Raw genomic sequence first — 26,102 nt, 5'->3', positions numbered from 1 at the left:
GCTGGATAAACATAAAACTTCAGCTTCTGGAAAAGCAGGGCAAAAATTTAAAACTGCGAACTTTGCGAAGCCTTTGTGCACTTTGTGGTTAAAAAGAAAAAAGCGAAGGATCACTCCTTCACTTCTTCATAATCGACGTATTCACCGCCTTTGATATCCTTGTTGATTTTCTCTTTTTGGCGTTGTGGCACAAAATCCACCACCACCTCATCCTTGGGGGCAGAAGCATGTCGCTGGGCGCGTTGCTCTTCTCTGGCCACCTCGTTTACATGTTGGGCAAATTTGGCCAACTTACTTCTAAGAAAATACCGGATCAGCTGGCCTAACAACCAGCCGACCCCAAGTACTATTACAAGAAATTTCCACACAATACTAAAATGTTTTATAGTTCTTATCTACTGAGATACAGATTTCTCTCCGCATAGATTTTCAAGAAATAATCATCCATCAGATCTTCGATAAAGTAAATCGCCTCACCGGTGGATTTCATTTCTGGCCCCAGTTCTTTATTTACTTTCGGGAATTTATGGAAAGAGAAAACCGGTTCCTTGATAGCATAACCCTTTTTGTAAGGGTTGAATTCAAAATCAGTTACTTTTTTCTCTCCCAACATCACCTTTACGGCGTAATTCACATAAGGTTCTCTATAAGCCTTGCAAATAAAAGGCACGGTACGGGAAGCTCGCGGATTTGCCTCGATGATGTAAACCTTGTCGTTTTTGATGGCAAACTGAATATTGATCAACCCAACAGTTCTCAGTGCAAGGGCGATTTTCTCTGTGTAAGTTTCGATCTGGCGGATCACCAAATCCCCCAAGTTGTATGGAGGAAGCACCGCATAAGAATCACCTGAGTGAATCCCGGCAGGCTCGATGTGCTGCATGATTCCGATAATATAGACATTCTCGCCGTCACAGATCGCATCAGCCTCGGCCTCTATAGCCCCTTCCAGGAAGTGATCCAGCAATATCTCATTGTTCGGAATATCTCTCAGCACATCCACAACATGCTGCTCCAGTTCCTTCTCATTGATCACGATCTTCATCCCTTGTCCACCCAGCACGTAGCTAGGACGTACCAAAAGCGGGAAGCCGATTGTTTTGCAGAGCTCTAGTGCTTCGTCCGTATTGTGGACTGTTCCAAATTCAGGATAAGGAACATCTAAATCCTTCAAAAGAGACGAGAATCTCCCCCTGTCTTCTGCCAGATCAAGAGCTTCAAAGCTGGTTCCGATGATTTTGATGCCATACTTTTCCAGCTTCTCGGCAAGCTTAAGCGCAGTTTGACCACCTAGCTGCACGATCACACCCTCAGGCTGCTCGTGAAGGATGATTTCGTAGATATGCTCCCAGAACACAGGCTCGAAGTACAACTTATCGGCTATATCAAAATCCGTAGAGACCGTCTCAGGGTTACAGTTGATCATGATGGTCTCGTAGCCGCATTCTTTGGCTGCCAACACCCCATGTACACAGGAATAATCAAACTCAATCCCCTGACCTACACGGTTCGGGCCAGAGCCAAGCACCACCACCTTTTTACGGTCTGATTTTACCGACTCATTTTCCGTTCCAAAGGAAGAATAGTAATAAGGGGTTTTTGCCTCAAATTCCGCAGCACAGGTATCGACCAATTTATATACCCGTTTGATGCCCATCTCCTGGTATCGCTTATCAAAAACCTCGCTTTCCAGGCAATCCAGCAAATGCGCAATCTGACGGTCTGCATAGCCTTTACGCTTAGCCAGATCCATCAGCTCCTGAGGGATGGTATCAAGTTTATACTTAGCGATTTCCTTTTCCAGATGGATCAATTCTTCAATTTGCTTTAAGAACCACTTGTCGATTTTGGTCAAATCCTGAATCGTCCGAAAGGAAATCCCTAGTTTGAAGGCATCATAAACATGGAAAAGCCTGTTCCAGCTAGGATTTGCAAGGCTGTATAAAATCTCATCTTGATTGCGGAGTTCTTTGCCATCTGCACCAAGACCGTTTCTTTTGATTTCAAGGGACTGGCAAGCCTTCTGAAGGGCTTCCTGGAAGTTTCTGCCGATTCCCATCACCTCTCCCACAGATTTCATGGACAAGCCCAGTCTTCTGTCCGCCCCCTTGAACTTATCAAAATTCCAGCGGGGCACTTTTACAATAACATAATCTATGGAAGGCTCAAAAAATGCTGAAGTTGTCCCTGTAATCGAGTTTTTCAGTTCATCCAGATTGTAACCTATCGCCAATTTGGCAGCAACTTTAGCAATTGGATAACCGGTGGCTTTAGATGCCAAAGCTGAAGAGCGGGAAACGCGTGGGTTGATCTCGATGCCTATGATTTCAGAATTGTCAGGGCTTACCGAGAACTGTACATTACAGCCTCCTGCAAAATTCCCGATACTGTTCATCATCGTGATGGCATAATTCCTCATGCGCTGATATGTGGTGTCAGGCAAGGTCATCGCCGGTGCCACGGTGATAGAATCACCGGTATGCACCCCCATAGGATCGAAGTTCTCTATGGAACAGATTACGATCATATTACCGATATTGTCGCGCATCACCTCTAGCTCGTATTCTTTCCAGCCGAGGATGCTTTGCTCGATCAACACTTCATGGACCGGGGAAGCCTGAAGACCTGCGGAAAGCGCTTTCTCAAAATCATCAGCAGTTTCCACAAATGCCCCTCCTGCGCCGCCAAGCGTATAAGAAGCCCTGATTATCAAGGGAAAGCCTATTTCCTGGGCAATTTCCTTACCTTGCAGGAAAGAGGTAGCGGTAGCGCCTTTACAAACCCCTACGTCGATTTTTTCCATCAGTGCTTTAAACTTTTCACGGTTTTCAGCGGTATCGATCGCATCGATATCCACACCGATCATCCTCACGCCATATTTATCCCAAACACCGCCTTTTTCGCAGTCAATGGCAAGATTCAAGGCTGTCTGTCCACCCATAGTAGGAAGAACAGCATCGATATCAGGATGGTCTTTGAGAATTTGTACGATGGATTTCTTTTCCAAAGGAAGCAAATAGACATTGTCGGCCGTGACAGGATCAGTCATGATAGTCGCCGGGTTCGAATTGATCAGCGTGACAGTGATTCCTTCTTCGCGAAGAGACCTGGCTGCCTGTGAGCCTGCGTAATCAAATTCGCAAGCTTGACCTATAACGATGGGACCTGAACCAATGATGAGAACGTGCTTTATACTGCTATCTTTAGGCATTAGAGAGGGAGATTGAAGAGAAAGTTTTACTTAAGTCCAAATTGGGGCAAAATTAGAAAAATATTCTGAAGGCCCACTGTATAACTCAAAGAAATCAAAAGCGACACTTAAACTTCCCGTAAATTCCCAAGGGATTTATTCCGTTTTTGGCAAAGAATTGGGCGGTAATTATTGGTAAAGCAATAAATGGCGTTTATTATTGTCTCATCATAAACACGAACAGAAATTTAATTTTTTGATAAATCCAAAATTATACCCCTGCCTAAAATGACTAAAAGAATAATCACCCTTGGCGAAATCATGCTCCGCCTTTCTACTCCGGGACACGAACGCTTTATAAACACACAATCCTACGAGGTCAATTATGGCGGTGCTGAAGCCAATGTGGCCATCTCATTGGCGCACTGGGGGCTATCCGCAGCACATGTCACAGCATTTCCCGGGCATGAAATCGGAAAAGCCGCGGTAAACAGGCTGAGATTTGCAGGGGTGGACACGTCCTTCATCCGTTATAATGAAGGAAGAATGGGCGTTTATTTTGTGGAAAATGGCGCAATGCAGCGTTCTTCTAAAATCATCTACGACCGTTTTGATTCCGCGTTTGCCCAAGTGAACGTCCAGGATTTTGATTGGGAAAAGATATTTGATGGTGCGGACTGGTTTCACTGGACAGGAATTACCCCGGCAATTTCACAATCCGCGGCCGACCTCTGTAAGGCAGCAGTCACAGCGGCTTCCAAGCTAGGAGTAAAAATCAGTGCGGACATCAATTACAGAAGAAATCTCTGGCAATACGGAAAAGGCCCATTGGACATCATGCCAGAACTGATAGCCCCTTCACACCTGATCATTGCCGGACTGACGGACTTTGAAAACTGCATGGGGATCCAAGAAACTGACTACCTGCAGGCCTGTGAAAAAGCAAAAACGATGTGTCCTAATTTGAGCTATGTATCGACTACACATCGGGATTCTATCAGTGCCTCAGAAAACAACCTGAACGGGATACTATGGAACGGGGAATCCCTGCTCGAATCCAAAACCTATGAGATGACCCATATAGTCGATAGAATAGGCGGTGGGGACGCCTATATGGCCGGATTGATCTATGGACTGCTTACTGCAGATGATCAGAACGCTCTGGACTTTGCAGTTGCAGCCTCTGTGTTGAAACACTCCATTCCCGGAGATGCAAACTTCGTCTCCCTGGAGGAAGTGAATCAGCTGGTGGAAGGAAAAAATGTAGGTAAGCTCTTACGCTAAAAACAAATATGAATCGACACGATTAAAATCATCATTATAACACACACAGGATAGTGATGATTTTAAACGTGAAAGATTCCACCTGCCGGCAAGCAGGTGTGACCATAAAAAATCAAACATAAACACATGAGATTTTCACAAAGTGACATGTTACAGGCCATGAGCGACACAGGAATGATCCCTGTGTTCAATCATATAGATATAGAAGTGGCAAAAGGCGTACTCGACGCCTCGTATAATGCAGGAATCCGGGTGTTTGAATTCACCCACCGGGCTGTCAACTCATTGGAGGTTTTCAAAGAGCTTTATACTTACGCAGGAAAATATCCCGATATGGTCATGGGCATTGGCACCGTTTTCACGACCAAGGATGCGGATGCTTTTATCGAATCAGGAGCGGATTTCATCGTTTCACCTGCTTTGATTCCTGAACTGGCGGTGTTTTGCAATTCCAAAGAAGTATTCTGGATACCGGGATGCGCGACCATGTCTGAGATTTTTCAGGCAAAAAAATTGGGCGCAACCCTAGTCAAAGCATTCCCTGGAAATGTGGTAGGCCCAGCATTTGTGGCTGCAGCCAAGTCCGTCTATCCTGAGCTACATATCATGCCCACCGGTGGCGTAGAACCAACCCAAGAAAACCTAAAAGAATGGTTTGATGCAGGAGTATATTGTGTGGGAATAGGATCGCAGCTTTTCCAAAAAGACTGGATCAAAAACCAGCAATTTGATCTGCTGGAGAGTAAAATAGCGGACACACTTCAACTGATTAAAAACCTGTAAGTACTTCTTTGGGTAAATGGTAAATTGTCGCAACCTGATAAACTTACCATTTACTCATTTGCCCATAGGTAGAAATCATTATTGATTAAGGGGTGACCAATTCATAGTATTGCTCCAGCATGGACATTCCAAAGTTCCTTGATTTCATCTCACTGATTTTACGGAAACCCATTCGTTCATAAAGACTAGCCGCGGCATCTAGGCCAGAGGTCGTGTAGAGATAGGCTCCACCATAGTTACGCTCAGTATAGAATTCCATCCATTCTTTCATCAGCCTGCTTCCGATCCCTCTCCCACGGAATTCTTTAGCCAAAATAAAATACCGCAGCTGAGCGCGATTTGATGGCCTATGCATCAGCAGAACAAAACCTACCATCCTGCCTTCATGTTCTACTACCCACACCCTGTCTTTTTCCAGATCGTATGCGCAATAGAATTCCAGTAGGCTTTCCATGACATACGCTTCAAAACCAAGCCCAAAATCATATTCCTCCGAATATACTTTACCGTGTAGCGCCGCCACCTGCCCCAGGTCTCCTGGTTCCAGTGTGTTTCTGATCAAAAATTCAGCGGATTGTTGCATGGACTCAAAATAGGAAAAAATGGTGAAAAACCACTCTGTGACCACATTAAAAAGGAACCCATAACTGAGTTCTTTTTCTGCTAAGAATCAATTAAGTGTTTCGTCACAAAAACTCTTCAGGAAGGTCAAATACAGCAATTCCGGGATCCTTATCCGTTGTGATGCCGTAGATTTTTTTTAGACTTGAATCTACAACCAATCCTCTTATGGATACATCCAGATTTAACTTTCCCACCACATCACCTGAATGAGTTAGGATATAGATGGTTTTTGCAACTTCATTGGTTTCAAAAATTTCCTCTTCGTTAAACCCACCGTATAAGTCATAAATATACTTATCGTCAATATAAATGTCCCGATGACCATATTTATTTTCTATATCAAAAATCACAACGGAATTTGCACCTGAGGGTACAATTTCAAATTTTGGGAGTTCCAATCTTGGCCCCTCTACTATTGTGAATTCTTTATCATTATAGTCAAATATTTCTATTCTATCCCGATATACACCTGCCTTGACAAATAGTCCTACTTTTCTATTCGCTTTAAACCATCCTTTGTTGATTTGGCCTAAATGGTAGTTTACTATAGCGTCGCTGTAGTCGATCAAGTGATCTGCATCAGGGATTTTCTCCCAAGTTCCATAGCCCGCTATCCTTTCCCCATCCTTTAAAGAAATTTCCACAAGCCGATTGTGGTCAATGGACTTTATTCCTAACACAGTACTATCGGTTGCATGAAACATTTTATACACTTCAAATAACCCTTCTGGCTGCTTATATTGATGAATGCCCAATACAGATGTATCATACAGTGAAAAATCGGTGAGCGTTTTACTCATACCACTATAAACAGTAAACGTTGAGTCATTTGCACCTGATTCAACCAACGTGGCATCCGGGATCTCAAAAGGCCCAAATCCTGGCTTACCTTTAGACGATTTATAGTGTAAGGGTGATTTTTGTAGGATGCGTATAAGGGGGTATTTTGGATCGTTTCGCCTGTTTTCTGATATGATCAGAAAATCGCCAACAGCATTAATGGCTATAGGGTTAATGATCTCCGGGAAATATATTTTTTCACCTTTGAGATTAAAAACGTTTTCACTTTTTTCTATTTTCAAAAATGGATTTTCTTGACTGCCATCAGAACAAGAAAAAACAACAATAAAAAAATTACTGAAATCCAATTACCTCCTATATTTTTCATAATCAAATTGTTTTGGTTAAAATGATAGTTTAAACTAAAAAACATCATAACTCAAACCCAAACAAAATACAGGAACGGAGTTTTTTTGCAAGAGGTAAATATTTTATGTAGGTAAATTGACATGTTAAATCCTGGCGCTCTATGGCAAATATGGGCGGGAGCATTTTGAATTTCAGCGTCAGGCTTCCGAAGAAGCCGCTCCCCGCGTCCTCTGCGTAAACCTCCGTACTCCCTGTGGTATAAAAAATATAGCCGACCCAATCAGCCGGCTATCCATTAATCTTCGGTATAGTTGAAACTATCCACCTGCTCCCTGATCCAGTCGTGGTACTTTTCCCTGCGGAATTCTGCCCACTCGGTTTTGTACTTAGAATCTTCGATCAGAAATTTAAAAGCAGTATTGGCTTTTGGTTTGGTGAGTGAGCTGACCAAATCCTCCGCAAGGTTTCTTTCCTTGACGCGACGGTCTATAAAGTCCTGCATCATCTGATGCTCCTGAGCTGGCTCCATCTGGGTAAACTCCGCATAATTATCCGGATTCTCCTCGATCTCATCCAGTACATCCTCTTCTGCCTCTGTCAGGTCATAATTATAATAATCCTCGTCATCCGGCATGTGGTGGATTTTCTTCTTATCGATCTGATAGAAACAGATCATTCCTTTGAGTAATTGAGTGGAGATAAGGTCTATCTCCTTTTCGGTAAGGGAAAGCATTGGTGGTTTACAAAATTTTCAGAAAAATAGTGAAAGTCGAATTCTGATCAAATTCTATGGTTAATTAAGCGATTGAAGTGCCAATATAGTGGGATTTACTCACTTGAATCAAGAATTTTTGAAAGCAATTCAGCATCAATTTCATGTCCTCCCGAAAAAGTCGCCCTTTTTACCTTTTTACCCAGATTTCTGATCAATTCTTCCTGTATTTCAAGGCTTTCCGGCGTGACAAATTCGTCCCGGTCTCCTAGGATCAGCGTAAATTCAGTTTGTGAAAACTTCTCCCGCGCATCGTCCAAAACCATATCTTGGGCAAAACCTCCGGACCAAAGTAGCAACCGACTTATTTCACCTGCCCATCTACTTGCCCAACGTGTGGCGGTGGCCGCTCCCTGTGAGAATCCCAGTACATTGATTGTTGGCATCACACTATACTGCGAAAGTAGCTTATCCATCAAAAGATCCAGATAAGTATGGTTGTTTTGTATGGCGACTTCACGTTCATGCTTTGTCATCCAATTCGCACCAACTCTCCCCGAAAAACCATTGAGGTAACTGTAATTCATCGCTTCAGGTGCCACAAAAAGCCGATCCGCAGAATCCAAGCCCTGAAATTTTCTGAGAAAGAACTCGGCTAATTGCCCGTATCCATGCAGCACCAGCCAGACCTCATTCTCTTCGAAAGTAGGCTCATGTGAAATTGAATAGTGCGCCTGATACTGAAAACTGATACTTTTCTTCAAAACTCTTTATGGTTGTTAAGCAGATCCCAAGTAAGTTCATGGAATCTATTGATGAGGTTCAAATTGATGCAATCCCCCCCCTTTTCAAAGGGTGGGGATAGGGAAATTTCACAAAGTAAAAACCATTAATCAATAGATACTTCATCAAGGAACCAATAAAATACTATCCGTTCAGATCGTCAAATTTGAATGGCAAAAGCGTCTGGATTCCCTGAAATCGAAGTACAGAACCATCGGGATTTTGAATAAGGATGATGATGGGCTGATTGAATCTCATTTCCACTTCGTTGATTGTCTGCCGGCAAAGCCCGCAAGGTGAAACTCCCGCCCAGATCTCATCCCCTTTCCTACGTGCTACGATTGCGATTTCCTTCACAGCGAGATCCGGAAAATTAGCCCCGGCATAGCCAAGTACCAAGCGCTCCGCACAAACCCCCACGGGAAAACTTACATTTTCCTGATTACTGGACTGCAGAATTTCACCCGATTCCAGCCTCACAGCCGCCCCCACATGAAAGTCAGAATAGGGTGCATAGGCTTTTTCAGATACTTTTCTCGCCCGCATCATCAGTTGCTGCTCTGCTATGGTCAGTTCCTCCCACGCCAACTCTTCAAACTCAGCTTCTATTTTTAGTTTCTTACTCATCTTTCTCTAATTGGAGTTCTCCTAACGGGTAAGGTAAAAAATTGTTCTCTTTAATATTCCCGTCACAATTTTTTACCCTAAAATATATTCTCGATTTTAGACGGGGCAACTCTCTATCACATGCACACCATCCTGATTTTAGGCGGGGGAAAATCCGCTGTTTTCCTGATCGATTTTCTGGCAAAAAGCTGCCAATCCAAAGACCGACGGTTAATCTTGGCGGACATAGATCTGGATTCCGCAATCAAAAAGCTTAAAAACCAGCCAAATACCCAAGCCCGCCAACTGGACATTGAGGATATAGAATCACGACGGTCACTGATCAAAGAGGCAGATGTCGTGATCTCCATGCTACCTGCTTTTATGCATCCACTGGTGGCAAAGGATTGTCTGCATTTCAAAATCCATTTTTTCTCGGCTTCCTATGAATCTGAGCAAATGCGTGAAATGAAATCGGAAATCGAAGCAAAGGGCTTGTTTTTTCTGAATGAATGCGGTTTGGATCCAGGAATAGACCACATGTCTGCCATGCGGATCATCAACTTGGCGAAGTCAAAAGGCGAAGAAATCCTCTCTTTCAAATCCTATTGTGGTGGACTGCTGGCACCTGATTCAGAGGACAATCCCTGGAAATACAAGTTTACCTGGAATCCAAGGAACGTGGTGCTGGCGGGTCAGGGCACTTCCCGCTACATAGAAAACGGAGAGTTGAAATTTGTCCCCTATCATCAGCTTTTCAACCGACTCCAAACTATTCAATTCCCGGGATTGGGTGACTTTGACGGCTATCCCAACCGGGATTCGCTCAGCTATAGACAGGTGTATGGACTGGAAAAAATCGGCACCATGCTCCGCGGGACTTTAAGAAGATCAGGCTTCTGCAAAGCTTGGAACGTCTTCGTACAACTGGGCATGTGTGACGATGGTTTTCAGATGAATCTACCCGAAGACACAACTTTGAGGCAATTTTTGAACGCATTTCTGCCGTACGATCCTAAACTTTCCGTAGAAGAAAAACTCGGGAATCTGATCCCTGATTTTGATTTCCCGACATGGGAGAAAATCCAGTGGCTGGGACTGTTTGGAAATGACTTGCTACCAATGAAAAAGGGCTCTCCGGCTGCGATTTTGCAGGCGATTTTGGAGAAAAACTGGAAGCTTTATCCCGAAGACAAGGACATGATCGCAATGCAGCACCTCTTCCAAATCAAATCTACAGAAGGCATCAAAGAAATCCGATCAAGTTTGGTGTCCTTTGGTGAAGATGCCACCTACACGGCCATGGCAAAGACGGTTGGACTTCCGCTCGCAATTGCTGTTGACCTATTTCTGGATGGGGACATTAAACTGAAAGGCCTCCACATCCCTGTGCTTCCGGAGATTTACAATCCGGTGTTGGCGACGCTGGAGAACCATGGAATCAGCTTTCGGGAAGAGGTGCGAATGCTCTGACCCTAGAAACCAAGTAAAAACCCGGAAACCAGACCTGCATAAGTTTCATGAGGTGTCCCTTCTTCGTTTTTGATAAAAATGGCCGTGACTTCGACTTCAGTTTGCTTTCGGGAAAAAAAGCAAATCTCCCGCAAAACCCGTTTGCCGGGTCTGTCCTGAAGTGTGAACTTGGCACCCAGAAACAGTCCATGTTTCTCTGCTTCCTGGTGAAAATCCTGCATCTGTCTCGGAGGGAGAATCACCCAAAACTTACCTGTGTCCTTTAACAGTGCAGCAGCTTTCACCAATAAATCCTGAAAGGAAAGCTCGTCGGTATGCAAAGCCGTATTGCGCTGCAGGTCAGATGACTTCAAATGGTCGGGAAAATAAGGCGGATTGCTTACGATCAGGTCATATTTCTTATGGGGTTCGAAGTTTTGAAGCCTGCCCTCCCAAAGCTGCATACGCTCCGAAAATGCATTTGACCTGAAATTATCCAAAGCCTGGGAAGCAGTCTGGGAATCCACTTCTACCGCTTGGATTTTAGCTTCTGGAAACCGCTGCGCAAGCATCAAGGCAATCACTCCTGTCCCTGTTCCTATGTCGAGGATTTCATTTGGAGAGATCGTATCCGCAAGGGCTCCCAGCATGACAGCATCTGTGCTGATTTTCATTGCACAGTTATCCTGGTTGACCCGGAACTGCTGAAACTGAAACCAGGAATTGGCCATCAGGTACGGGCTCTACTGAAAAAACTCATATTGAACCGTGGCTTGTCGTCCATCACATTCAGATCGTCCTCAGACACCCGCTTCACACTCTCAATGGTATAGAATGCTTTCTCGTCTATGCTTTGCACTTTGGCCACAAACTCGCTCAGATTGTCTCTTTTCATCACGGTGAAAAGCAGATTCACCTTTCCAAAACGACCTTCACCACCCACATTCGTAAAGCGGAAATCCCGCTCCTTCATGTACTCTATCAATTCGGGAAGAGGTTTTGGCGTGATCACCCGCACCAGCACCCTTCCCAGAGCAAGTTTTTCCTCAAAATACATCCCCACGTAAGTACCTGTACCGAATCCACCGGCATAGGCAATGTAGGAAAGGGGATTGTCAATATTCTGAAAAATCTGACCGATCGCAAGGAGCCATATCAGTGCCTCAAAAAACCCTAAAAACGGCGCAATGTTCTTTTTCCCGTTCATCATAAACATAATCCTGAGCGTATTGATGGACACATCGCCCACTCGTGCGCAGAAGATGAGCAGGGGCATGATCAGGTAATTGAACAATTGTTCGGAAATGCCTAGGGTGTGAAGGAATTCTTGCATAGCAGACTGGGCTTAATTTGATCACAAAATTACATTCTATTCCATCAAGGACGAAATAATATTTGGGAATTAGATTTTACGATCTCTTCCTGCTGACATGCCGAAATAAGTAAAGATCCCTGCGAAAAACAGTAAAAAGTAAATAAGAACATTCCAGTTATTAAATAAATCAAGAGAAACCCCAAAAAGCATGGGACCCAAGGCTGCAAGATAATAGCCGGAGGACTGGACCATCGCCGAGAGTTTGGCTGTAGTCTGATCTTCTGCTGTTCTCAGAGAAATCAACGTATAAGCGATACTCAAACTTGCCCCCATGCACAATCCTATTATCGCTAGGGCCGCATAAGTAAGCAATTCATTCTCTATAAAAAGCGTAAGATATCCTATCAAATATCCGGCACCGACCGTCTTCACCACCCCGGTTTGTTCCTTAAGCTTAATCAGTAGATTAGGCGCAAAATAAGAACCTATCAACGAAACCACTTGCATAAGAGAAGCAACTATGCCGGCTTGGGAAGGAGTCCAGCCCCGGGAAATCAACATATCAGGCAGCCATGTAATCACAGTAAAGTACATAATAGACTGGGCACCCATGAAGATCGTCACATGCCATGCCAGCTTGGATTTCCAAACATTTTTAGCCGGCTGGATCACTTGGTGCAAATTCGCTTTTGGGCGCTGGAGCTGGGGGAACCAGATGATCAAGGCCATAACCATAAAAATAGCCCAAAAAGCCAGTGATCCTCTCCATCCCATGTTCAGATCAACTGCCAATGGCACGCTTACTGCTATCGCAATAGCCGCAAAAAGCGACATCATGGTAGCAAGCAGAGCAGTCATCAAGCCAAGTTTCCCGGGCAGTCTCACCTTGATAAGCGGAATCAGCAAGACATTCGCAATCACTATTCCAATACCTGTAAGTGCCGTGCCCAAAAATAGCAGAACCACCCCATCCAAAACCCTTACAACAACTCCTAAAGTCAAAATAGCAATAGCCAAAAATACCGCCCTTCCCATCCCCAGTCTTTTTCCTATAGCGGGAGCAAAAAGGGAAAAGGTAGCAAATGTCAGTAAAGGGAGCGTGGTGAGAAAGCCCGCCAAGCCATTGGACAAGCCCAAATCCTCCCGGATAAACGGAATCAATGGCCCAACCGATGCTATCGAAGTGCGCAAATTGATCGAAACTAAGATAATCCCGGTGATAAGGAGAGATTGGGAGGAAAATGATTTGGTCAAAACAGCAATGTAAAAATTAAATACTGTGGGTGAATAGAAGTGTCTGATTTAAGCGAGAAACCCAGAGAGCTGAATGTCTCTAGAAGTTTCAATTCAAACCGAAGGTAAGCCACTTTAGTTCTGCTCAGCCCACCAAAACTAGGGAAATTTAAAGTGAATAATCCGTCTATCATTACCCCTTGTGAAAAATAAATATGGGTATCCGCTTAACCGCACGTACGTACTTTGAATTAATGCTAGAGGTTCAAATTTGGCAATTCCCTCCGTCGCGGCGGAGGGCTAGGGGGATTTTATCACCATACAAAACCTTCGAGGAGACCCTTCGGGTGACACCTCAAAGGTTACCCCCCAGCAGCCCCAGCTTTCTGTTAATCTCCGAGATCTCGATTCCGACTTGCTGTAGCGTCAGCGGCTCCTGTGGAAACTCATCACTCATGTAATATTCAAATTTCCATATCTCACGGATCTCTTCCGCCGGAACCGTGTAAGGTGTATAAACAGGATTTAGCGAGCGTAACAAAAAGTTTCTTTCCTTCGCCTGAAAACTCAACATTTTAAAACTGACACCTTCACTCGCCGTCACTACCACGCAGGGGGTTTCCTTGGCAAGCCGCCACTCGGATAGATACGAGCCAATCACATAGGCCCCATCCGCAATGGGCAGCATGCTGTCTCCTTCAGTCTGAAACATGCGGTACTTTTTGTCCTTGGGCAGATTTGGCAGATTGAAAACAGGCAGCGTACTCAAATACTCCGGATCCCCGAAGCCTCCCAGATATCCGGCCTTGGCTTTGATCGGTACGAGCTCGATGTTATCCTCATTGCTTGAACTCACGGTAGTGGCCAGAATCCTGACTTTCGAACCGCTCAGAAACACATCATTTCCTGCTTCCAGCTCACGGATTTTCAATTCACTCAGTTTCGAAAGATCCACCCGAAGCAGCGTATCCACACTCATTCTGAAGTAATCCGCACAAAGCAGCAAATCCTCAATTGCCGGTGACTTGCTATGCCCATTTTCATGTGCGTTCAGCTTGGCCCTGGTCATTCCAAGATTCTCCGCCAGCATATCCTGACTCAATTTGCGTCGCTTTCTGAGAAATTTCAGATTGGATGCCCAGAAAAAGCTTTGACTTTCCATTTTTATTCGATACAATTAATAACAGTAATATGGTATTAATAGTATCAAATATAGTAAATGATCTGAGAAATGGAAAGGCATATCGTGCATTTGGATCTGGACACGTTTTTTGTGTCTGTGGAGCGGTTGAAAAACGATGCCCTCAAAGGCAAACCCGTCATCATCGGCGGCAGCTCCGACCGGGGAGTGGTGGCTTCGTGCAGTTACGAAGCCCGGGCATTCGGAGTGCATTCCGCCATGCCTATGAAGTTGGCACGAAGGCTCTGCCCTTCGGCATTTTACATCAAAGGAGACCATGATAGCTACAGCCGGCATTCACGCCTGATCACTGAGGCGCTCCAAGAGCAGGTACCGGTAATGGAGAAAGCATCCATTGATGAGTTTTACATCGATATGACAGGGATGGATCGGTTTTTTGGCTGCGAAAAATTCACCAAGGAATTACGGGAAAAGATCTATAGGCAATCGGGTCTGCCGATTTCCTGCGCCCTGGCAGTGAACAAACTGGTATCCAAAGTCGCCACCCATGATGCCAAACCCAACGGGCAGACCACCATCCCATTTGGCTTAGAGAAACCCTACCTCGCCCCACTCCCCATCCGAAGAATGCCGGGCGTAGGCGAAAAGACTTCCGCATTGTTGGAGCGGATGGGGGTGGAAAACATCAGGTTGCTCAGTGAGATCCCTCCCCGGATGATGCAAAATCTCCTGGGAAAATCCGGACTAGACCTTTCCCGCAAAGCCAACGGAATCGATGAGTCTCCGGTCATCCCCTACTCCGAGCAAAAGAGCATCGGCACCGAAAACACCTTTGAATCGGACACCATCGACATGGCTTTTCTCCACAGCCAATTGGTACGGATGACAGAGAAAGTCGGTTTTGAACTTCGCCAAAAACACAAGCTCTGCGGCTGCATCACGGTGAAGCTCCGCTATGCCAATTTCGACACGGTCAGCCGTCAGTGCATCATCCCCTACACCAGCTCGGACGAGGTCTTGCTACAGCGGGCCAAGGAACTCTTTGCCAAGCTCTATGAAAAAAGAATGCTCGTGCGCCTGATAGGCGTAAAAGTCAGTCATCTCGTCCAGGGGCATCAGCAGATCGATCTTTTCCACGACACCGAAGAGGGAGTAAATCTATACCAGGCCATCGACTGGATCAAAAACCGCTACGGCGAAAAAAGCCTCACCCGAGCCATCACCCTAACGTCCGCATAAAATGTTTATCAATTGTAAAACCTGGTTCAGCTACCGCTACGGCACCTACAGCACCCAAGACCTCGTGGACGCAGCTGCAGATCTTGGTCTAGCTTCCCTTGGCCTCACCAATATCAACAGTACCGCCGACACATGGGATTTCGTGGATTTCTGCAGAGAAAAGAAAATCAAACCCATCGTAGGGACCGAGATCCGTAACGAAGATAGGTTCTGCTATATCCTATTGGCTAAAAATGATGCCGGCCTACTCGAAATCAACCGTTTTCTTTCTCAGCATTTGCAGGCAGAAATGCCTTTCCCCGAGCGGCCTGACTGCTTTTCAGAGGTGTTGGTTATCCATCCGGTTGGGAGTTTTTCTGCGCAGGATCTAAAAGAACATGAATTTATCGGTGTACTGGCAAGCGAGCTGAATCGCGTGAAAAAGCAGGAAGTAGAAGCCGCCCTGAAGAAATGGATCATCCGGCATCCCGTGACTTTCCAGGACAAAACCTTCTTCAACGTACATCGCCTGCTCCGTGCCATAGCCAAAAATACGCTCATCAGTAAACTGGTAGAAAAGGACTTTGCTTCGTCGGATGAAACGTTCGTTTCGGAAGCTGCCCTGATGAGTTCTTTTCGAAATTTCCCCGTAATGATCAGCAACACGCTACAGCTGATCGATGCCTGTGAGATCACCACCGAGCTCCTCACCGACAAAAACAAAAAACACTACAGTGTCAGTGCGGAAGATGATCGGGTTTTACTGGCAAAGCTTGCCATGGAAGGTTTCCATTATCGGTACGGCACTGATCCTGTGGCCAAAGCCCGTCTGATCAAAGAACTGAAAATCATCAATGACCTGAATTTCAATGCGTACTTTCTTATCGTCTGGGACGTGATCCGCTATGCGCAGAACCGTGGCTTCTACTACGTGGGCAGGGGAAGCGGTGCCAATTCCATTGTGGCATATTGTCTAAAAATCACGGATGTAGATCCCATCAGGCTCGATCTGTATTTCGAACGCTTTCTCAATCCACACCGGACTTCCCCTCCGGATTTTGATATTGACTTCTCCTGGAAAGACCGGGACGAGGTGATCGATTACATTTTCAAGCGCTACGGCAAAGACCATGTTTCACTGCTGGGCATGTACAGTACTTTTCAGCGGAAGGCGATAATCCGTGAGTTGGGGAAGGTCTTTGGCCTGCCAAAAGAAGAAATCGACCAACTCGTGAGAGGCAAGGACCAGCCGATGAATGAGGATAAAATACAGCGCACTATTCTGAAATACGGTAAGCTGCTGGAGAATTTCCCCAACCATCTTTCCATACACCCGGGTGGAATGCTGATTTCTGAGAGACCTATCTATCAGTACACAGTGAATGAATTGCCTCCAAAAGGCTTTTGCACCGCTCAGATAGACATGTTTTTGGCAGAGAAAATCGGGCTCTTCAAGCTCGACATCCTCAGCCAACGTGGATTGGGGCATATCAAAGACGCGATCCGGCTCGTCAAGCAAAACCGTGGAATCGACATTGATATTCATCGGGTAGAGCAGTTCATGAGTGATCCCAAAGTGGCGGAGCAAATCCGAAAGGCTGATACCATCGGTTGCTTTTACATCGAAAGTCCTGCCATGCGACAGCTGCTCACCAAGCTGAAATGTAACGACTACCTCACACTAGTGGCGGCGAGCTCCATCATCCGTCCGGGTGTGGCACAGTCGGGTATGATGAAGCAGTACATTGAGCGTTTTCATGACCCTGAGAAGATCGTGTACCTCCATCCCAAGATGAAAGAATTGTTAGAGGAAACTTTCGGCGTGATGGTCTATCAGGAAGATGTGATCAAAGTCGCCCATCACTTCGCCGGGTTGGACATGGGTGAAGCGGATATTCTACGACGGGCGATGTCGGGTAAGTATAGATCACACAATCGCTTTAATGAGATCCGGGAAAACTTCTTCAAAAACTGCAAAGAGCTTGGACATGATGACGCAGTCGCTGCGGAAGTATGGCGGCAAATGGAGTCCTTTGGTGGCTATTCATTTTCCAAGGCGCACTCCGCTTCTTTTGCGGTGGAAAGCTATCAAAGCCTCTACCTAAAGACCTATTTCCCCATGGAGTTTATGGTGGCAGTGATCAATAATTTCGGGGGCTTTTATGCCACGGAATTCTATTTCCATGAGCTAAAACGTACCGGGGCGAAGGTAAATCCGCCCTGCGTAAACCGCAGTGAGTATCTGACCAACATCAGCGGGGAAGAGATTTTCGTGGGAATGATCCATGTACAGCAACTGGAAAAAAAACTCTGTGACCTGATTCTGGAGGAAAGGAAAACAAACGGGAATTACCTGAGCTTGGAAGACTTTATCGAGCGCACCCATGCCGGTCCTGAGCAATTGAACATTCTCATCAGCGTAGGAGCTTTTGGATTTACGGGGTTGGGGAAGAAAAAACTGCTTTGGAAAGCCAACTTCGCCCAAAAGCAGCTGGCTGCCATCCCCGATTCACCTGCACTGTTCAAAGAACCTCCCATGGATTTTGCCCTTCCTGATTTCCCCGATTATCCGCTCGAAGACGCACTTGATGAGATCAATGTGCTCGGTTTTGCCCTCACCGATATGTTCCGGCTTTGTGCCCATGATGGCAAAGGAATGGCTTTGGCGCATCAGCTGCCCGAGTTACTGGGGAAGAGTGTGGAAATGCTCGGTCAGCTGGTCACCACCAAAGACGTGCGCACGGTCAATCGGGAACACATGGCCTTTGGAACCTTTCTCGATGCCAAGGGTGACTGGCTGGACACCGTCCATTTCCCCAATTCCCTGAAACGCTTCCCTTTTCAAGGCAAGGGTTTTTATAAAATCCGGGGCAAAGTGGTTGAAGATTTCGGGACGTTTGCCATCGACGTACACGGCATGTGGAAGGTGGGGTTGAAGGATAAGAAGGAGGTGGAGCCGGTTCAGGAACTTTCTGCTGTATCTGTATAAAACGAACAACTTAAATTATAAAAACAATGAAACTCAATACCTATGAATATTTCCTGGTCATCTCACCAAGTGAGAAAATCTGCAAATTGATCATGTCGTACAAACAGTATTTTACAAAAAGATATGGTTGCACAATGGCGGACATTTTCAAACCGCATATTAGTATCATGAACTGCCTACAATCAAACTATAAGGAATCTCGACTCGTCGATAATCTAATACGATTTGGAAAAACAGTGGAGCCATTTACTGCCGAACTAAACGGAATCGGCCAATTTCCCGAGACAGTCTTTGTCGGTATCTATAATAAGTATCACCTCACACAAATTATAATGGAACTTAGTCAGTTTGCAAGACCAGTACTATACAAACCACAATTTCATACAACTCCTCACATCTCAATCGCCAGAGGAATGACTCCAGAGCAACATGCTCTAGCTTGGGCTCATTGGCAAAACCATGAGATCGAAGCGTCTTTTGAGGTAAATAAATTAACGCTTTTGAGACGTCTTATGAACACCAAGCGAATCCAAAAATTTGATAATATTGCCACTATTCCTTTCACTGGAGAGGAAATATCAAGCCAGCAACTCAGCTTGGATTTTGAAACAATTTTCTGAGGAGAGATAGGATGATTTAACATGACGGCGGACTTGAAGGCATCTTTGATCAGGTGACATAAGGTTTTGAGCTTTTAGGCAGGATAAATAAGGGCATAAGATGGTTATGAACTAAATCAGCGTTCAAAAACCTAACTTTTGAAATTAGAATTAACGATTATTGCACTGACTCACTTAACTTCCTCCAACAGTATTCAGTCTAAAAATGCCTCATCAAATCTCTGTCCTAATTGATTTTAATCACATCTCATCACAGCATGATTTACTTGAAGCATTTACACAACTAAACCATTTAAAGCCAGGAGATGAATTAGAATTGCAAATTGACCTCAATGGCACTGGCTTTATTTACCCCGATCTACTATTGCTTCTTGTAGCTCGGATTGAATGCCTAAAAAGAAATGATATAAAAGTAATTTGTTCTATGGTTAATTTTAATCCCAATTCGGATAGAGCTAATTATGCCAGTAGGATTAATTTTTTTGAAATTATTGGGATTGAACTTGAAGAGGATTTCACAAGACTAGATAGGCAAGGTAGATTTATCGAGATATCAAAGTTCAATGAGACAAATATCAACACCGTATTTGCAGAAATAATGCGAATCCTGATTGTGAACGGTGTGAATGAAGATATGCTAACAGTTCTGAATTTTTGTTTATATGAAGTTCTTGACAACACGCTTAACCACTCTAGCCCGGAATTCAGATATGGGGCTGGTACAGGATTTGTTGTTGCTCAATTCTTCCCAAGATCGCAAGAAATTAGAATTATCATTGCAGACACAGGTCAAGGAATCCATGCTGCTTTGACTGGACATCCAAAATCAAGATTTATTGACCTTTCCGAACCAGAAGCCGTTACTAGATGTATAGAAAGAGGAGTTACCAATAGCCTAGGATTAGGTTTTGGCCTTTGGGCTACTTCAGAAATGATGAGTAAAAATAAAGGAGACTTTATAATCTATTCAGGAGGTTCATGCCTTCGTAATGGAACGTTATATCAAACACCTCACTGGAGAGGCACTATAAATTACCTGAGAATTAACACGAATATCTCCGTTAATTATAAAGAAATATTTGGAGAAGATTCTGATCAACTCGATATGTTTCAGGAGTTTAAAGAATCTCAGTTTGGCAATCTTGAGAACCTTTGGTAAATTTGAAAATCCTTTAGAACAGAAAATGACACAGACTATCTTATTTAATAGCTTTTCTAACAACCTTGGGACAAGAGTTCTAGGGCAAGAAATCCGTGTGCAAATAGAATCACTTCTTGAATCAAACGATTTTGTGATTTTTGATTTTAAAGGAGTTGAGTTTGTTTCCCATAGCTTTTCGGATGAATGTTTTGGTAAGTTACTTTTGAAACTCCCCTTTCCAGAACTGAAATCTAAATCCACATTCGTCAACGCAAGTGATTTGGTCAAAAAGACGATTGCTTTGGCAATTAATGATCGGCTAAAAGCAAGTTTAGCTTACTGAAAATTGGATAATCACTAAATAGAACAACCGGAATATCATAAGCTTCGGTTTTTTATAAAGTCCCATTTTATTGCTTTAGGTAATAAAGGCATTGGCCATAAAAACCTCTTCTTTATTAATACCGCCTGAAGTAACCATCATTAATCATTCCACCTGCCCCTTAATCCACTCCAAAATCATCTCCATCGCTTTTGGCGAGAAGGTCTGCTCTATCTCTGCGTATTCGCTTATTAGCCCGGTCTCTGCTTCTTGGAATAAGTGGTTCAGTCCAGGTAATTCCATTGTAGTTACATTTGTATTGCCACCCTTTTCCAATGCAGCTTTGATTGCCTCCAGATTCTCTTTAGGAGGAACTTGCAGGTCTTTTTCTCCATTGAGCGCCAGCACGGGACAACTCACCTTCTCCAAAGCCGGAGCTGGATCGTATTTGATAAAATACTGCATCCAGGGGCTGGTGAGCTGCTCTACCTGCGCCGTGACAAACTCTTCTTCACTCATTCCCCCGGGGATATTCTCTACAGGAATATTCCTAAAGACCTGCGTCATGTAGGCTTTAATACCATTTCTCAGCTCTTCTTCACTTTGATCTTTTACCATGATTTCGAAGGCCTTCTTGCTTATCATCTCATTTTCGAAAAGCTGATTGGGGCTCATCCCTGAAGCCTTCCCGATCAACGCCTGTTGTGCAAGAAGCAGCTTATCACCACGAATCCCGGTCCCCGCAAGCATCACGATAAAGTCAATATCATCGGAATCACCCGCTACCATTGGCGCAATGATCCCGCCTTCACTGTGCCCGATCAGCCCGATTTTGCTTTTGTCTATCTCAGGTCGCGACTGCAAATACTGAACAGCCGAAGCGACATCCGTGGCAAAATCCACCGAAGTCGCGCTTTCAAAATCCCCTGTGGAAGCCGCCGTTCCACGATCATCAAAGCGTAAAACTGCAATGCCATTTCTGGTAAGGTAATCCGACAATACCAGAAATGGTTTGTGCCCAAACAATTCCTCATCACGATTTTGGTGGCCAGATCCAGAAATCAACACTACCGCTGGATACTTTCCATCTTCTTCCGGCAGCGTGAGCGTACCGGCCAGCAGTATTTCAGCTGGCTTATTCTCAAAAATCACTTCTTCAGAACGATACGGAAAAGGCTTTTTGGGCTCCTGAGGTCTCTTAGAACCTAGTTTCTCAATTTCATGTCTAGACAGATTCATTGGAAAAGGCTTCCCTCCTTGTGTAAAAGTGCCAGTAATCACTTCCCCGTCACCCAGTGTGCCTTCATAGATTATATTAGCATTGGTAATCGAAATTTTCAGGACATTATTTTCGAAGCTGGCCGAAGTCGCAGGAATGCCGAATGCACCCTGATCCGGACTGTCCATGGTGGCAGTATAGCCACTCTCAGTTTGCGCTACATTGAATACCAGCCGAAGCTGTACACTCTGCACTCTGAGGGCACCATGCCATTGGCCGGTGATATCTTGAGCGTAGCTACTCAGGGAAATCAGAAATATCAGAATAAGTGGCAAAAATCTCTTCATACTTGTTTCTATGATGTGCGGTGACTTTTAAAATCAAGGCGATTGTTCTTAGTGGGGGAAATTAAGAAAAAACACTCATGAATCAAGAATTCACAAACGGAGATGAGAGTTGAACTTCTGTAGGATGCAATCTGCGGAGATCTGCGTCCTTCTCAGCGATAATCTGCGGGAGCCAAAGAGACTTTCAGAAAGAAATATTCAAGAATTTGGACTCCTCAAACAGGCATGAAAGTGATTAATCCGATATAGGAAGTCCGCAAAGATCTGTGCACTATTCTGCATTAACCCGCCTAACGGCAGTCAGGTCTGCGGGAACTAATTATACTTCCAGAAAAAATAATTGGGGATGACTGAGCAATTGGAAGAGATAATTGCCTCCTTCATCCGAATTACCTATTTTCCACGCTACAATTAACAAACCCAACCTCAGTGCTTACACTTTTCAGTTTCTTAGCTTTCACGGGCTTCGTAGCAATCTACTCCACGTGGATGCTACGCAAACAAAATCTCGCAACCCAAGACGGTTATTTCCTAGGCGGACGCAGTCTAACAGGCGTGGTCATTGCCGGCTCCATGTTGCTTACCAATATTTCGACAGAGCATCTCGTGGGGATGAATGGTTCGGCTTATAAAAACGGGGCAATTATCATCGCCTGGGAAGTCACTTCGGCGATCGCATTGGTGATCGGTGCGCTATACTTTATCCCAAAGTATTTGAGAATGGGACTGACTACCATCCCCGAGTTTTTGGAAAAAAGATTTGATAAAATGACGCAGACACTGATTTCCCTGCTGCTGATTATCTCTTTCGTGGTGACGCTGTTGCCAATCGTACTCTACACGGGAGCGATTAACATTGAATCGATTTTTGGTATCTCGGAAACACTGGGAATCACCCAGACAGAGGGAATTTGGCTCACTGTGGTCGTGGTGGGAGTGATCGGAGCAGTTTATGCGATTTTCGGAGGATTGAAAATGGTGGCTTACACAGATACGATCAATGGTTTCGGGTTGCTTATCGCGGGATTGTTGGTTCCTGTGTTTGCACTTTGGGATATAGGGGATGGAAGTATAATTGATGGTCTGACAAAAGTCTTCAACAATGCCCCGGAGAAATTCAATGTGATCAGTAAGGAACCGTCAATTGGCCCGGGATCCAGAGACTCTATTCTTCCTTTTGAAGTATTGTTCACCGGACTGATTGTCAACCAGCTCTATTTCTGGACCATGCACCAGTCCATCGTTCAGCGGGCACTTGGGGCGGTGAGCCTCAAAGAAGCCCAAAAAGGCCTATTGTTTACCGGGATTTTGAAAATCCTGATCCCGCTGGTGATTGTTCTTCCCGGCATCATTGGCTTCTATTATTTCGGAGACACCCTCTTTGATTCACAGGACAGCGTCTATCCTGAACTGGTCAAGCGGGTGCTGCCGCCTTGGATGACGGGATTTTTTGTCGCGGTGATTATGGGTGCTATTTTGAGCACCTTCAACAGTGCTTTGAACAGCGCAGCTACTATTTTCAGTCTGGATATTTTCAAGGTGTATATCAACAAGGCGGCCAAGGAAGGACAGCTCGTTCGAATCGGAAAATGGGTCTCGGCTATTTTGGCAGTGGTTTCCATCCTGGTCGCTCCATTTGTGGCCAATGCACCTGCCGGACTGTATCAGCTTTTGCAGCAGCTCAACGGAATCTTCTTTATCCCGATGGCAACGGTAATTATTGCCGGGTTCTTTTTCCCAAGCGTTTCTTCTGCCGGGGCAAAAGCTGGATTGGTCTTTGGACTGGGATTTTACATTCTGATGGATTTGATACTTCAAGTGAATATTCATTTCGTCCATATCTGGGGAGTAGAATTTATTCTAAATCTAATCGTGATGCATCTCGTATCAATAAAATACCCGGTTACCGCCCCATTTGTGATGACAGATTCAGGTAAGCTGAGCATCATTCCCTGGAAACATGCCAAAACACTGGGCTGGATTTTGATTGCAATCACAGTTATTATTTATGTAATTTTAGGTACAATCGCTTAATACTATGGAAACTACAGAAAAGGAATTCAGGAATTACGATCACGCGGATGTGAAAGCTGCCGTAAAGGAGCACTATCGTAAAATGCGCATGTATCAGACCTATGATTATGTGCAGCGGATGAAATCCAAGTATCTTAAATTTGACAAACCGATGGATCTTTGGGACGCGATGGAAAAACTCAACGCACTGATCGATGTAAGTGATCCTGATCTTGATTTGCCAAATGTGCAGCATTTGATCCAGTCCGCGGAGGCTTTGAGACATGACAACCGTCCTGATTGGATGCAGCTGGTAGGTTTGATCCATGATCTTGGCAAAGTCATGTATTTATTTGGAAGTGATGAGGACGGCACGAGTCAGGATGAGCAATGGGGGCTTGTGGGAGATGTGTTCGTAGTTGGCGCAAAACTGCCTGACACCTGCGTTTATCCTGAGTTCAACGAGCTAAATCCGGACATGAAAGATCCCCGCTACAATACAGAATTGGGGATTTATGAAAAAGGCTGTGGTCTTGACAACCTACAACTGGCTTGGGGACATGATGAGTACTTTTACCAGGTATTGAAAAATCACCCTACAAACACAATCCCTGAAGCAGGAATGGTGATGGTGCGTTATCATTCCTTTTATCCATGGCACAATGGAGGAAGTTACTCCCAGTTTGAAGGGCCCCAGGATGCACAATACAAAGAATGGATTCTCGACTTCAATCGATACGATCTATACACTAAGTCCCCAAAAATCTATGATTTGGATGATGTGAAGGATTATTACCTGCCGATTGCAGAAAAGTACCTGGGAAAAGGGCCGATTAACTGGTAATTCTGCATTGAGTTCTCTAATTATTATTCAAACACCGCAACTGCACGTACCGGAGAACCGGTTCCTCCTCTGATCTTCAGGGGAAGCCCTATAAACCTAAATCTACCTCTATCGATCAAAAGATGGAGGTTGATCAGGTTTTCGTAGTGGGTAAATCCCATCTCTCCGCAGATTTGATGCACTTCCTGGTTGGTAAGCTTGGGAACGCCGGGGGACATCGTTTCTACTCCAAAGGCGGAAATTTCCTGCCTACCGAGCCAGCGGGCAGCCTCGACAGTGAGTCCCGGACCTTTATTCCAGTTATCCGTGCCAAAATGTTTTCTATAATGATCCGTGCAAAGCAAAACAGTATCTCCCTGGAGAATAGACAACCCCGCTAGTTGAATTGCTTGCTGAACATCCTCCACGGTAATTAATTCCTGCAATCCCTTATAGGTTAAATCCAGACAAATACCCTCTGTATAAAACATGGAAAGCGGCATTTGATCTATCGTCCGCGCAGCAAATTCTTTCCCCATGTGATTGAGCCCATCCACATGGGTGCCTGTATGCTCACTCATCGTGAGCTTAAGTGCGCTTGGGGTATGGGTTTGGGGATTTATTTCCCTTGCCCATTGCTCATGCGTGGCGTGAACACTGATTTTGACAGGAGCCATGCTGTGGTGCATAGGCATCCCCTCGAATATTTCCTGTGAGAGGTCAATGATTTCCGGCATGAGCTTATTTTTTGTGATTGTAGGTCATGATTCCAGTGGCGGTATTCTCTTTGTTATACTGGCAGAAGACCGATGACGGAAGACCGAAGTAACCTAAATGATAAAGTTCACCTAATCCTTTGATGCTTTAATCTCTTTAGTGGTAGAAAAGCGGATCCACATAAATAATATTTTCTTCAATAAGAAAAAAAGCAGTCTTAAAGGTTCCCTTATTCCAATCAATTGATGAGGTTGTCCCATAATCAGCTTTTCTTGTCAGACTGAGCAGCCTGTCTGCCGAAGGCATGAAAGTCGAAGTCTTTTAAGTGCTGACAATCATGAGTTATGAGACAGCCTCCGAATCCTATCAATGCTTTTACTGCTTTGCCATAGAAAAGCACATAATACTTACCATAAAAAAC

At 44.7% G+C, this 26,102-nt stretch carries 23 protein-coding genes; 10 read left to right on the top strand and 13 right to left on the bottom strand.

The genetic code is table 11. From position 1 onward, the window contains the following. Nucleotides 1-110: 110 nt before the first annotated feature. Both LZF95_RS19465 and carB read right to left on the bottom strand, forming a co-directional pair. Nucleotides 111-368, bottom strand: coding sequence for a DUF4834 family protein (locus LZF95_RS19465; protein ID WP_233756712.1), 258 nt, complete (start codon nucleotides 366-368; stop codon nucleotides 111-113). A 23-nt stretch (nucleotides 369-391) separates the two neighbouring features. Further along, on the bottom strand, nucleotides 392-3,211 hold the full coding sequence (gene carB, locus LZF95_RS19460) for a carbamoyl-phosphate synthase large subunit (protein ID WP_233756711.1): 2,820 nt from the start codon (nucleotides 3,209-3,211) through the stop codon (nucleotides 392-394). A 267-nt stretch (nucleotides 3,212-3,478) separates the two neighbouring features. On the opposite strand from carB, the gene LZF95_RS19455 reads away from it, so the two are divergent. After that, the gene (locus LZF95_RS19455; protein WP_233756710.1) at nucleotides 3,479-4,474 is read left to right on the top strand and encodes a sugar kinase; all 996 of its coding nucleotides are present in this window, start codon (nucleotides 3,479-3,481) and stop codon (nucleotides 4,472-4,474) included. A 126-nt stretch (nucleotides 4,475-4,600) separates the two neighbouring features. Beyond that, on the top strand, nucleotides 4,601-5,257 hold the full coding sequence (locus LZF95_RS19450; RefSeq protein WP_233756709.1) for a bifunctional 4-hydroxy-2-oxoglutarate aldolase/2-dehydro-3-deoxy-phosphogluconate aldolase: 657 nt from the start codon (nucleotides 4,601-4,603) through the stop codon (nucleotides 5,255-5,257). An 85-nt stretch (nucleotides 5,258-5,342) separates the two neighbouring features. Here the strand turns inward: LZF95_RS19450 and LZF95_RS19445 are convergent, their stop codons facing one another. From LZF95_RS19445 to LZF95_RS19425, 5 genes are all read right to left on the bottom strand, one after another. Continuing rightward, nucleotides 5,343-5,840 (bottom strand): GNAT family N-acetyltransferase, encoded by a 498-nt coding sequence (locus LZF95_RS19445; protein ID WP_233756708.1) that lies wholly within the window; start codon nucleotides 5,838-5,840, stop codon nucleotides 5,343-5,345. Nucleotides 5,841-5,943: 103 nt separating this feature from the next. Continuing rightward, a complete protein-coding gene (locus LZF95_RS19440) occupies nucleotides 5,944-6,963 on the bottom strand; it encodes a BF3164 family lipoprotein (RefSeq protein ID WP_233756707.1) in 1,020 nt (339 codons plus the stop codon). 362 nt (nucleotides 6,964-7,325) lie between these two features. Then, on the bottom strand, nucleotides 7,326-7,763 hold the full coding sequence (locus LZF95_RS19435) for a UPF0158 family protein (RefSeq protein ID WP_233756706.1): 438 nt from the start codon (nucleotides 7,761-7,763) through the stop codon (nucleotides 7,326-7,328). Nucleotides 7,764-7,858: 95 nt separating this feature from the next. Next, a complete protein-coding gene (locus LZF95_RS19430; protein ID WP_233756705.1) occupies nucleotides 7,859-8,506 on the bottom strand; it encodes an alpha/beta hydrolase in 648 nt (215 codons plus the stop codon). A gap of 163 nt (nucleotides 8,507-8,669) precedes the next feature. Then, nucleotides 8,670-9,152: a cytidine deaminase gene (locus LZF95_RS19425; protein WP_233756704.1), complete on the bottom strand. Its 483-nt coding sequence runs from the start codon at nucleotides 9,150-9,152 to the stop codon at nucleotides 8,670-8,672. 120 nt (nucleotides 9,153-9,272) lie between these two features. Here LZF95_RS19425 and LZF95_RS19420 point away from each other — a divergent pair, with 120 nt between their 5' ends. Further along, nucleotides 9,273-10,604 carry a saccharopine dehydrogenase family protein gene (locus tag LZF95_RS19420; protein ID WP_233756703.1) on the top strand — a complete coding sequence of 444 codons (1,332 nt, stop codon included), beginning with the start codon at nucleotides 9,273-9,275 and terminating at the stop codon, nucleotides 10,602-10,604. 2 nt (nucleotides 10,605-10,606) lie between these two features. On the opposite strand, the gene LZF95_RS19415 is transcribed toward LZF95_RS19420, so the two are convergent. The 4 genes from LZF95_RS19415 to LZF95_RS19400 form a co-directional block, all read right to left on the bottom strand. Then, a complete protein-coding gene (locus LZF95_RS19415; RefSeq protein WP_233756702.1) occupies nucleotides 10,607-11,314 on the bottom strand; it encodes a tRNA1(Val) (adenine(37)-N6)-methyltransferase in 708 nt (235 codons plus the stop codon). Continuing rightward, on the bottom strand, nucleotides 11,314-11,916 hold the full coding sequence (locus LZF95_RS19410) for a DUF2179 domain-containing protein (RefSeq protein WP_233756701.1): 603 nt from the start codon (nucleotides 11,914-11,916) through the stop codon (nucleotides 11,314-11,316). Before LZF95_RS19410 ends, LZF95_RS19415 begins: the two co-directional genes overlap by 1 nt. 69 nt (nucleotides 11,917-11,985) lie before the next feature. After that, complete coding sequence (locus LZF95_RS19405; protein ID WP_233756700.1) at nucleotides 11,986-13,152, bottom strand: MFS transporter; 1,167 nt, start codon at nucleotides 13,150-13,152, stop codon at nucleotides 11,986-11,988. 334 nt (nucleotides 13,153-13,486) lie between these two features. Beyond that, nucleotides 13,487-14,293, bottom strand: a complete 807-nt coding sequence (locus LZF95_RS19400) for a LexA family transcriptional regulator (protein WP_233756699.1) — start codon at nucleotides 14,291-14,293, stop codon at nucleotides 13,487-13,489. 69 nt (nucleotides 14,294-14,362) lie between these two features. Between LZF95_RS19400 and dinB the strand changes: the two genes are divergently transcribed. The 5 genes from dinB to LZF95_RS19375 all read left to right on the top strand — a co-directional run bounded on the left by dinB (nucleotide 14,363) and on the right by LZF95_RS19375 (nucleotide 20,583). Then, on the top strand, nucleotides 14,363-15,511 hold the full coding sequence (dinB, locus tag LZF95_RS19395; RefSeq protein WP_233756698.1) for a DNA polymerase IV: 1,149 nt from the start codon (nucleotides 14,363-14,365) through the stop codon (nucleotides 15,509-15,511). A 1-nt stretch (nucleotide 15,512) separates the two neighbouring features. Next, a complete protein-coding gene (locus tag LZF95_RS19390) occupies nucleotides 15,513-18,479 on the top strand; it encodes a DNA polymerase III subunit alpha (protein WP_233756697.1) in 2,967 nt (988 codons plus the stop codon). Between the two features lie 26 nt (nucleotides 18,480-18,505). Continuing rightward, nucleotides 18,506-19,099, top strand: a complete 594-nt coding sequence (locus LZF95_RS19385) for a 2'-5' RNA ligase family protein (RefSeq protein WP_262912273.1) — start codon at nucleotides 18,506-18,508, stop codon at nucleotides 19,097-19,099. A 205-nt stretch (nucleotides 19,100-19,304) separates the two neighbouring features. Continuing rightward, nucleotides 19,305-20,258: a hypothetical protein gene (locus tag LZF95_RS19380; protein WP_233756696.1), complete on the top strand. Its 954-nt coding sequence runs from the start codon at nucleotides 19,305-19,307 to the stop codon at nucleotides 20,256-20,258. After that, nucleotides 20,233-20,583 (top strand): STAS-like domain-containing protein, encoded by a 351-nt coding sequence (locus tag LZF95_RS19375; protein WP_233756695.1) that lies wholly within the window; start codon nucleotides 20,233-20,235, stop codon nucleotides 20,581-20,583. The genes LZF95_RS19380 and LZF95_RS19375 overlap by 26 nt, the downstream gene beginning before the upstream one ends. A 144-nt stretch (nucleotides 20,584-20,727) precedes the next feature. Here LZF95_RS19375 and LZF95_RS19370 read toward each other — a convergent pair whose 3' ends face one another. Then, a complete protein-coding gene (locus LZF95_RS19370; RefSeq protein ID WP_233756694.1) occupies nucleotides 20,728-22,128 on the bottom strand; it encodes a S9 family peptidase in 1,401 nt (466 codons plus the stop codon). Between the two features lie 429 nt (nucleotides 22,129-22,557). Between LZF95_RS19370 and LZF95_RS19365 the strand changes: the two genes are divergently transcribed. Together LZF95_RS19365 and LZF95_RS19360 are read left to right on the top strand one after the other, a co-directional pair. Next, nucleotides 22,558-24,162, top strand: a complete 1,605-nt coding sequence (locus tag LZF95_RS19365; protein ID WP_368670791.1) for a solute:sodium symporter family transporter — start codon at nucleotides 22,558-22,560, stop codon at nucleotides 24,160-24,162. A 4-nt stretch (nucleotides 24,163-24,166) separates the two neighbouring features. Next, a complete protein-coding gene (locus LZF95_RS19360; RefSeq protein ID WP_233756692.1) occupies nucleotides 24,167-24,985 on the top strand; it encodes an inositol oxygenase in 819 nt (272 codons plus the stop codon). A gap of 23 nt (nucleotides 24,986-25,008) precedes the next feature. Here LZF95_RS19360 and LZF95_RS19355 read toward each other — a convergent pair whose 3' ends face one another. After that, a complete protein-coding gene (locus LZF95_RS19355; RefSeq protein ID WP_233756691.1) occupies nucleotides 25,009-25,701 on the bottom strand; it encodes a cyclase family protein in 693 nt (230 codons plus the stop codon). Nucleotides 25,702-26,102: the final 401 nt, after the last annotated feature.

Origin of the sequence: Algoriphagus sp. AGSA1, assembly GCF_021390545.1 — a bacterium.
GTDB lineage: Bacteria > Bacteroidota > Bacteroidia > Cytophagales > Cyclobacteriaceae > Algoriphagus.
Note: the sequence above shows the minus strand (reverse complement) of the source record. Positions and strands in the feature narration are given on the sequence as shown.

What these genes read in the sequence shown, in the direction of transcription:
- LZF95_RS19390 (WP_233756697.1), top strand. Translation starts at nt 15,513, where the DNA reads ATGTTTATCAATTGTAAAACCTGGTTCAGCTACCGCTACGGCACCTAC.
- carB (WP_233756711.1), bottom strand. Translation starts at nt 3,211, where the DNA reads ATGCCTAAAGATAGCAGTATAAAGCACGTTCTCATCATTGGTTCAGGT.
- LZF95_RS19415 (WP_233756702.1), bottom strand. Translation starts at nt 11,314, where the DNA reads ATGGCCAATTCCTGGTTTCAGTTTCAGCAGTTCCGGGTCAACCAGGAT.
- dinB (WP_233756698.1), top strand. Translation starts at nt 14,363, where the DNA reads ATGGAAAGGCATATCGTGCATTTGGATCTGGACACGTTTTTTGTGTCT.
- LZF95_RS19435 (WP_233756706.1), bottom strand. Translation starts at nt 7,763, where the DNA reads ATGCTTTCCCTTACCGAAAAGGAGATAGACCTTATCTCCACTCAATTA.
- LZF95_RS19425 (WP_233756704.1), bottom strand. Translation starts at nt 9,152, where the DNA reads ATGAGTAAGAAACTAAAAATAGAAGCTGAGTTTGAAGAGTTGGCGTGG.
- LZF95_RS19445 (WP_233756708.1), bottom strand. Translation starts at nt 5,840, where the DNA reads ATGCAACAATCCGCTGAATTTTTGATCAGAAACACACTGGAACCAGGA.
- LZF95_RS19380 (WP_233756696.1), top strand. Translation starts at nt 19,305, where the DNA reads ATGCCTCATCAAATCTCTGTCCTAATTGATTTTAATCACATCTCATCA.
- LZF95_RS19420 (WP_233756703.1), top strand. Translation starts at nt 9,273, where the DNA reads ATGCACACCATCCTGATTTTAGGCGGGGGAAAATCCGCTGTTTTCCTG.
- LZF95_RS19360 (WP_233756692.1), top strand. Translation starts at nt 24,167, where the DNA reads ATGGAAACTACAGAAAAGGAATTCAGGAATTACGATCACGCGGATGTG.
- LZF95_RS19370 (WP_233756694.1), bottom strand. Translation starts at nt 22,128, where the DNA reads ATGAAGAGATTTTTGCCACTTATTCTGATATTTCTGATTTCCCTGAGT.
- LZF95_RS19455 (WP_233756710.1), top strand. Translation starts at nt 3,479, where the DNA reads ATGACTAAAAGAATAATCACCCTTGGCGAAATCATGCTCCGCCTTTCT.
- LZF95_RS19400 (WP_233756699.1), bottom strand. Translation starts at nt 14,293, where the DNA reads ATGGAAAGTCAAAGCTTTTTCTGGGCATCCAATCTGAAATTTCTCAGA.
- LZF95_RS19385 (WP_262912273.1), top strand. Translation starts at nt 18,506, where the DNA reads ATGAAACTCAATACCTATGAATATTTCCTGGTCATCTCACCAAGTGAG.
- LZF95_RS19355 (WP_233756691.1), bottom strand. Translation starts at nt 25,701, where the DNA reads ATGCCGGAAATCATTGACCTCTCACAGGAAATATTCGAGGGGATGCCT.
- LZF95_RS19450 (WP_233756709.1), top strand. Translation starts at nt 4,601, where the DNA reads ATGAGATTTTCACAAAGTGACATGTTACAGGCCATGAGCGACACAGGA.
- LZF95_RS19410 (WP_233756701.1), bottom strand. Translation starts at nt 11,916, where the DNA reads ATGCAAGAATTCCTTCACACCCTAGGCATTTCCGAACAATTGTTCAAT.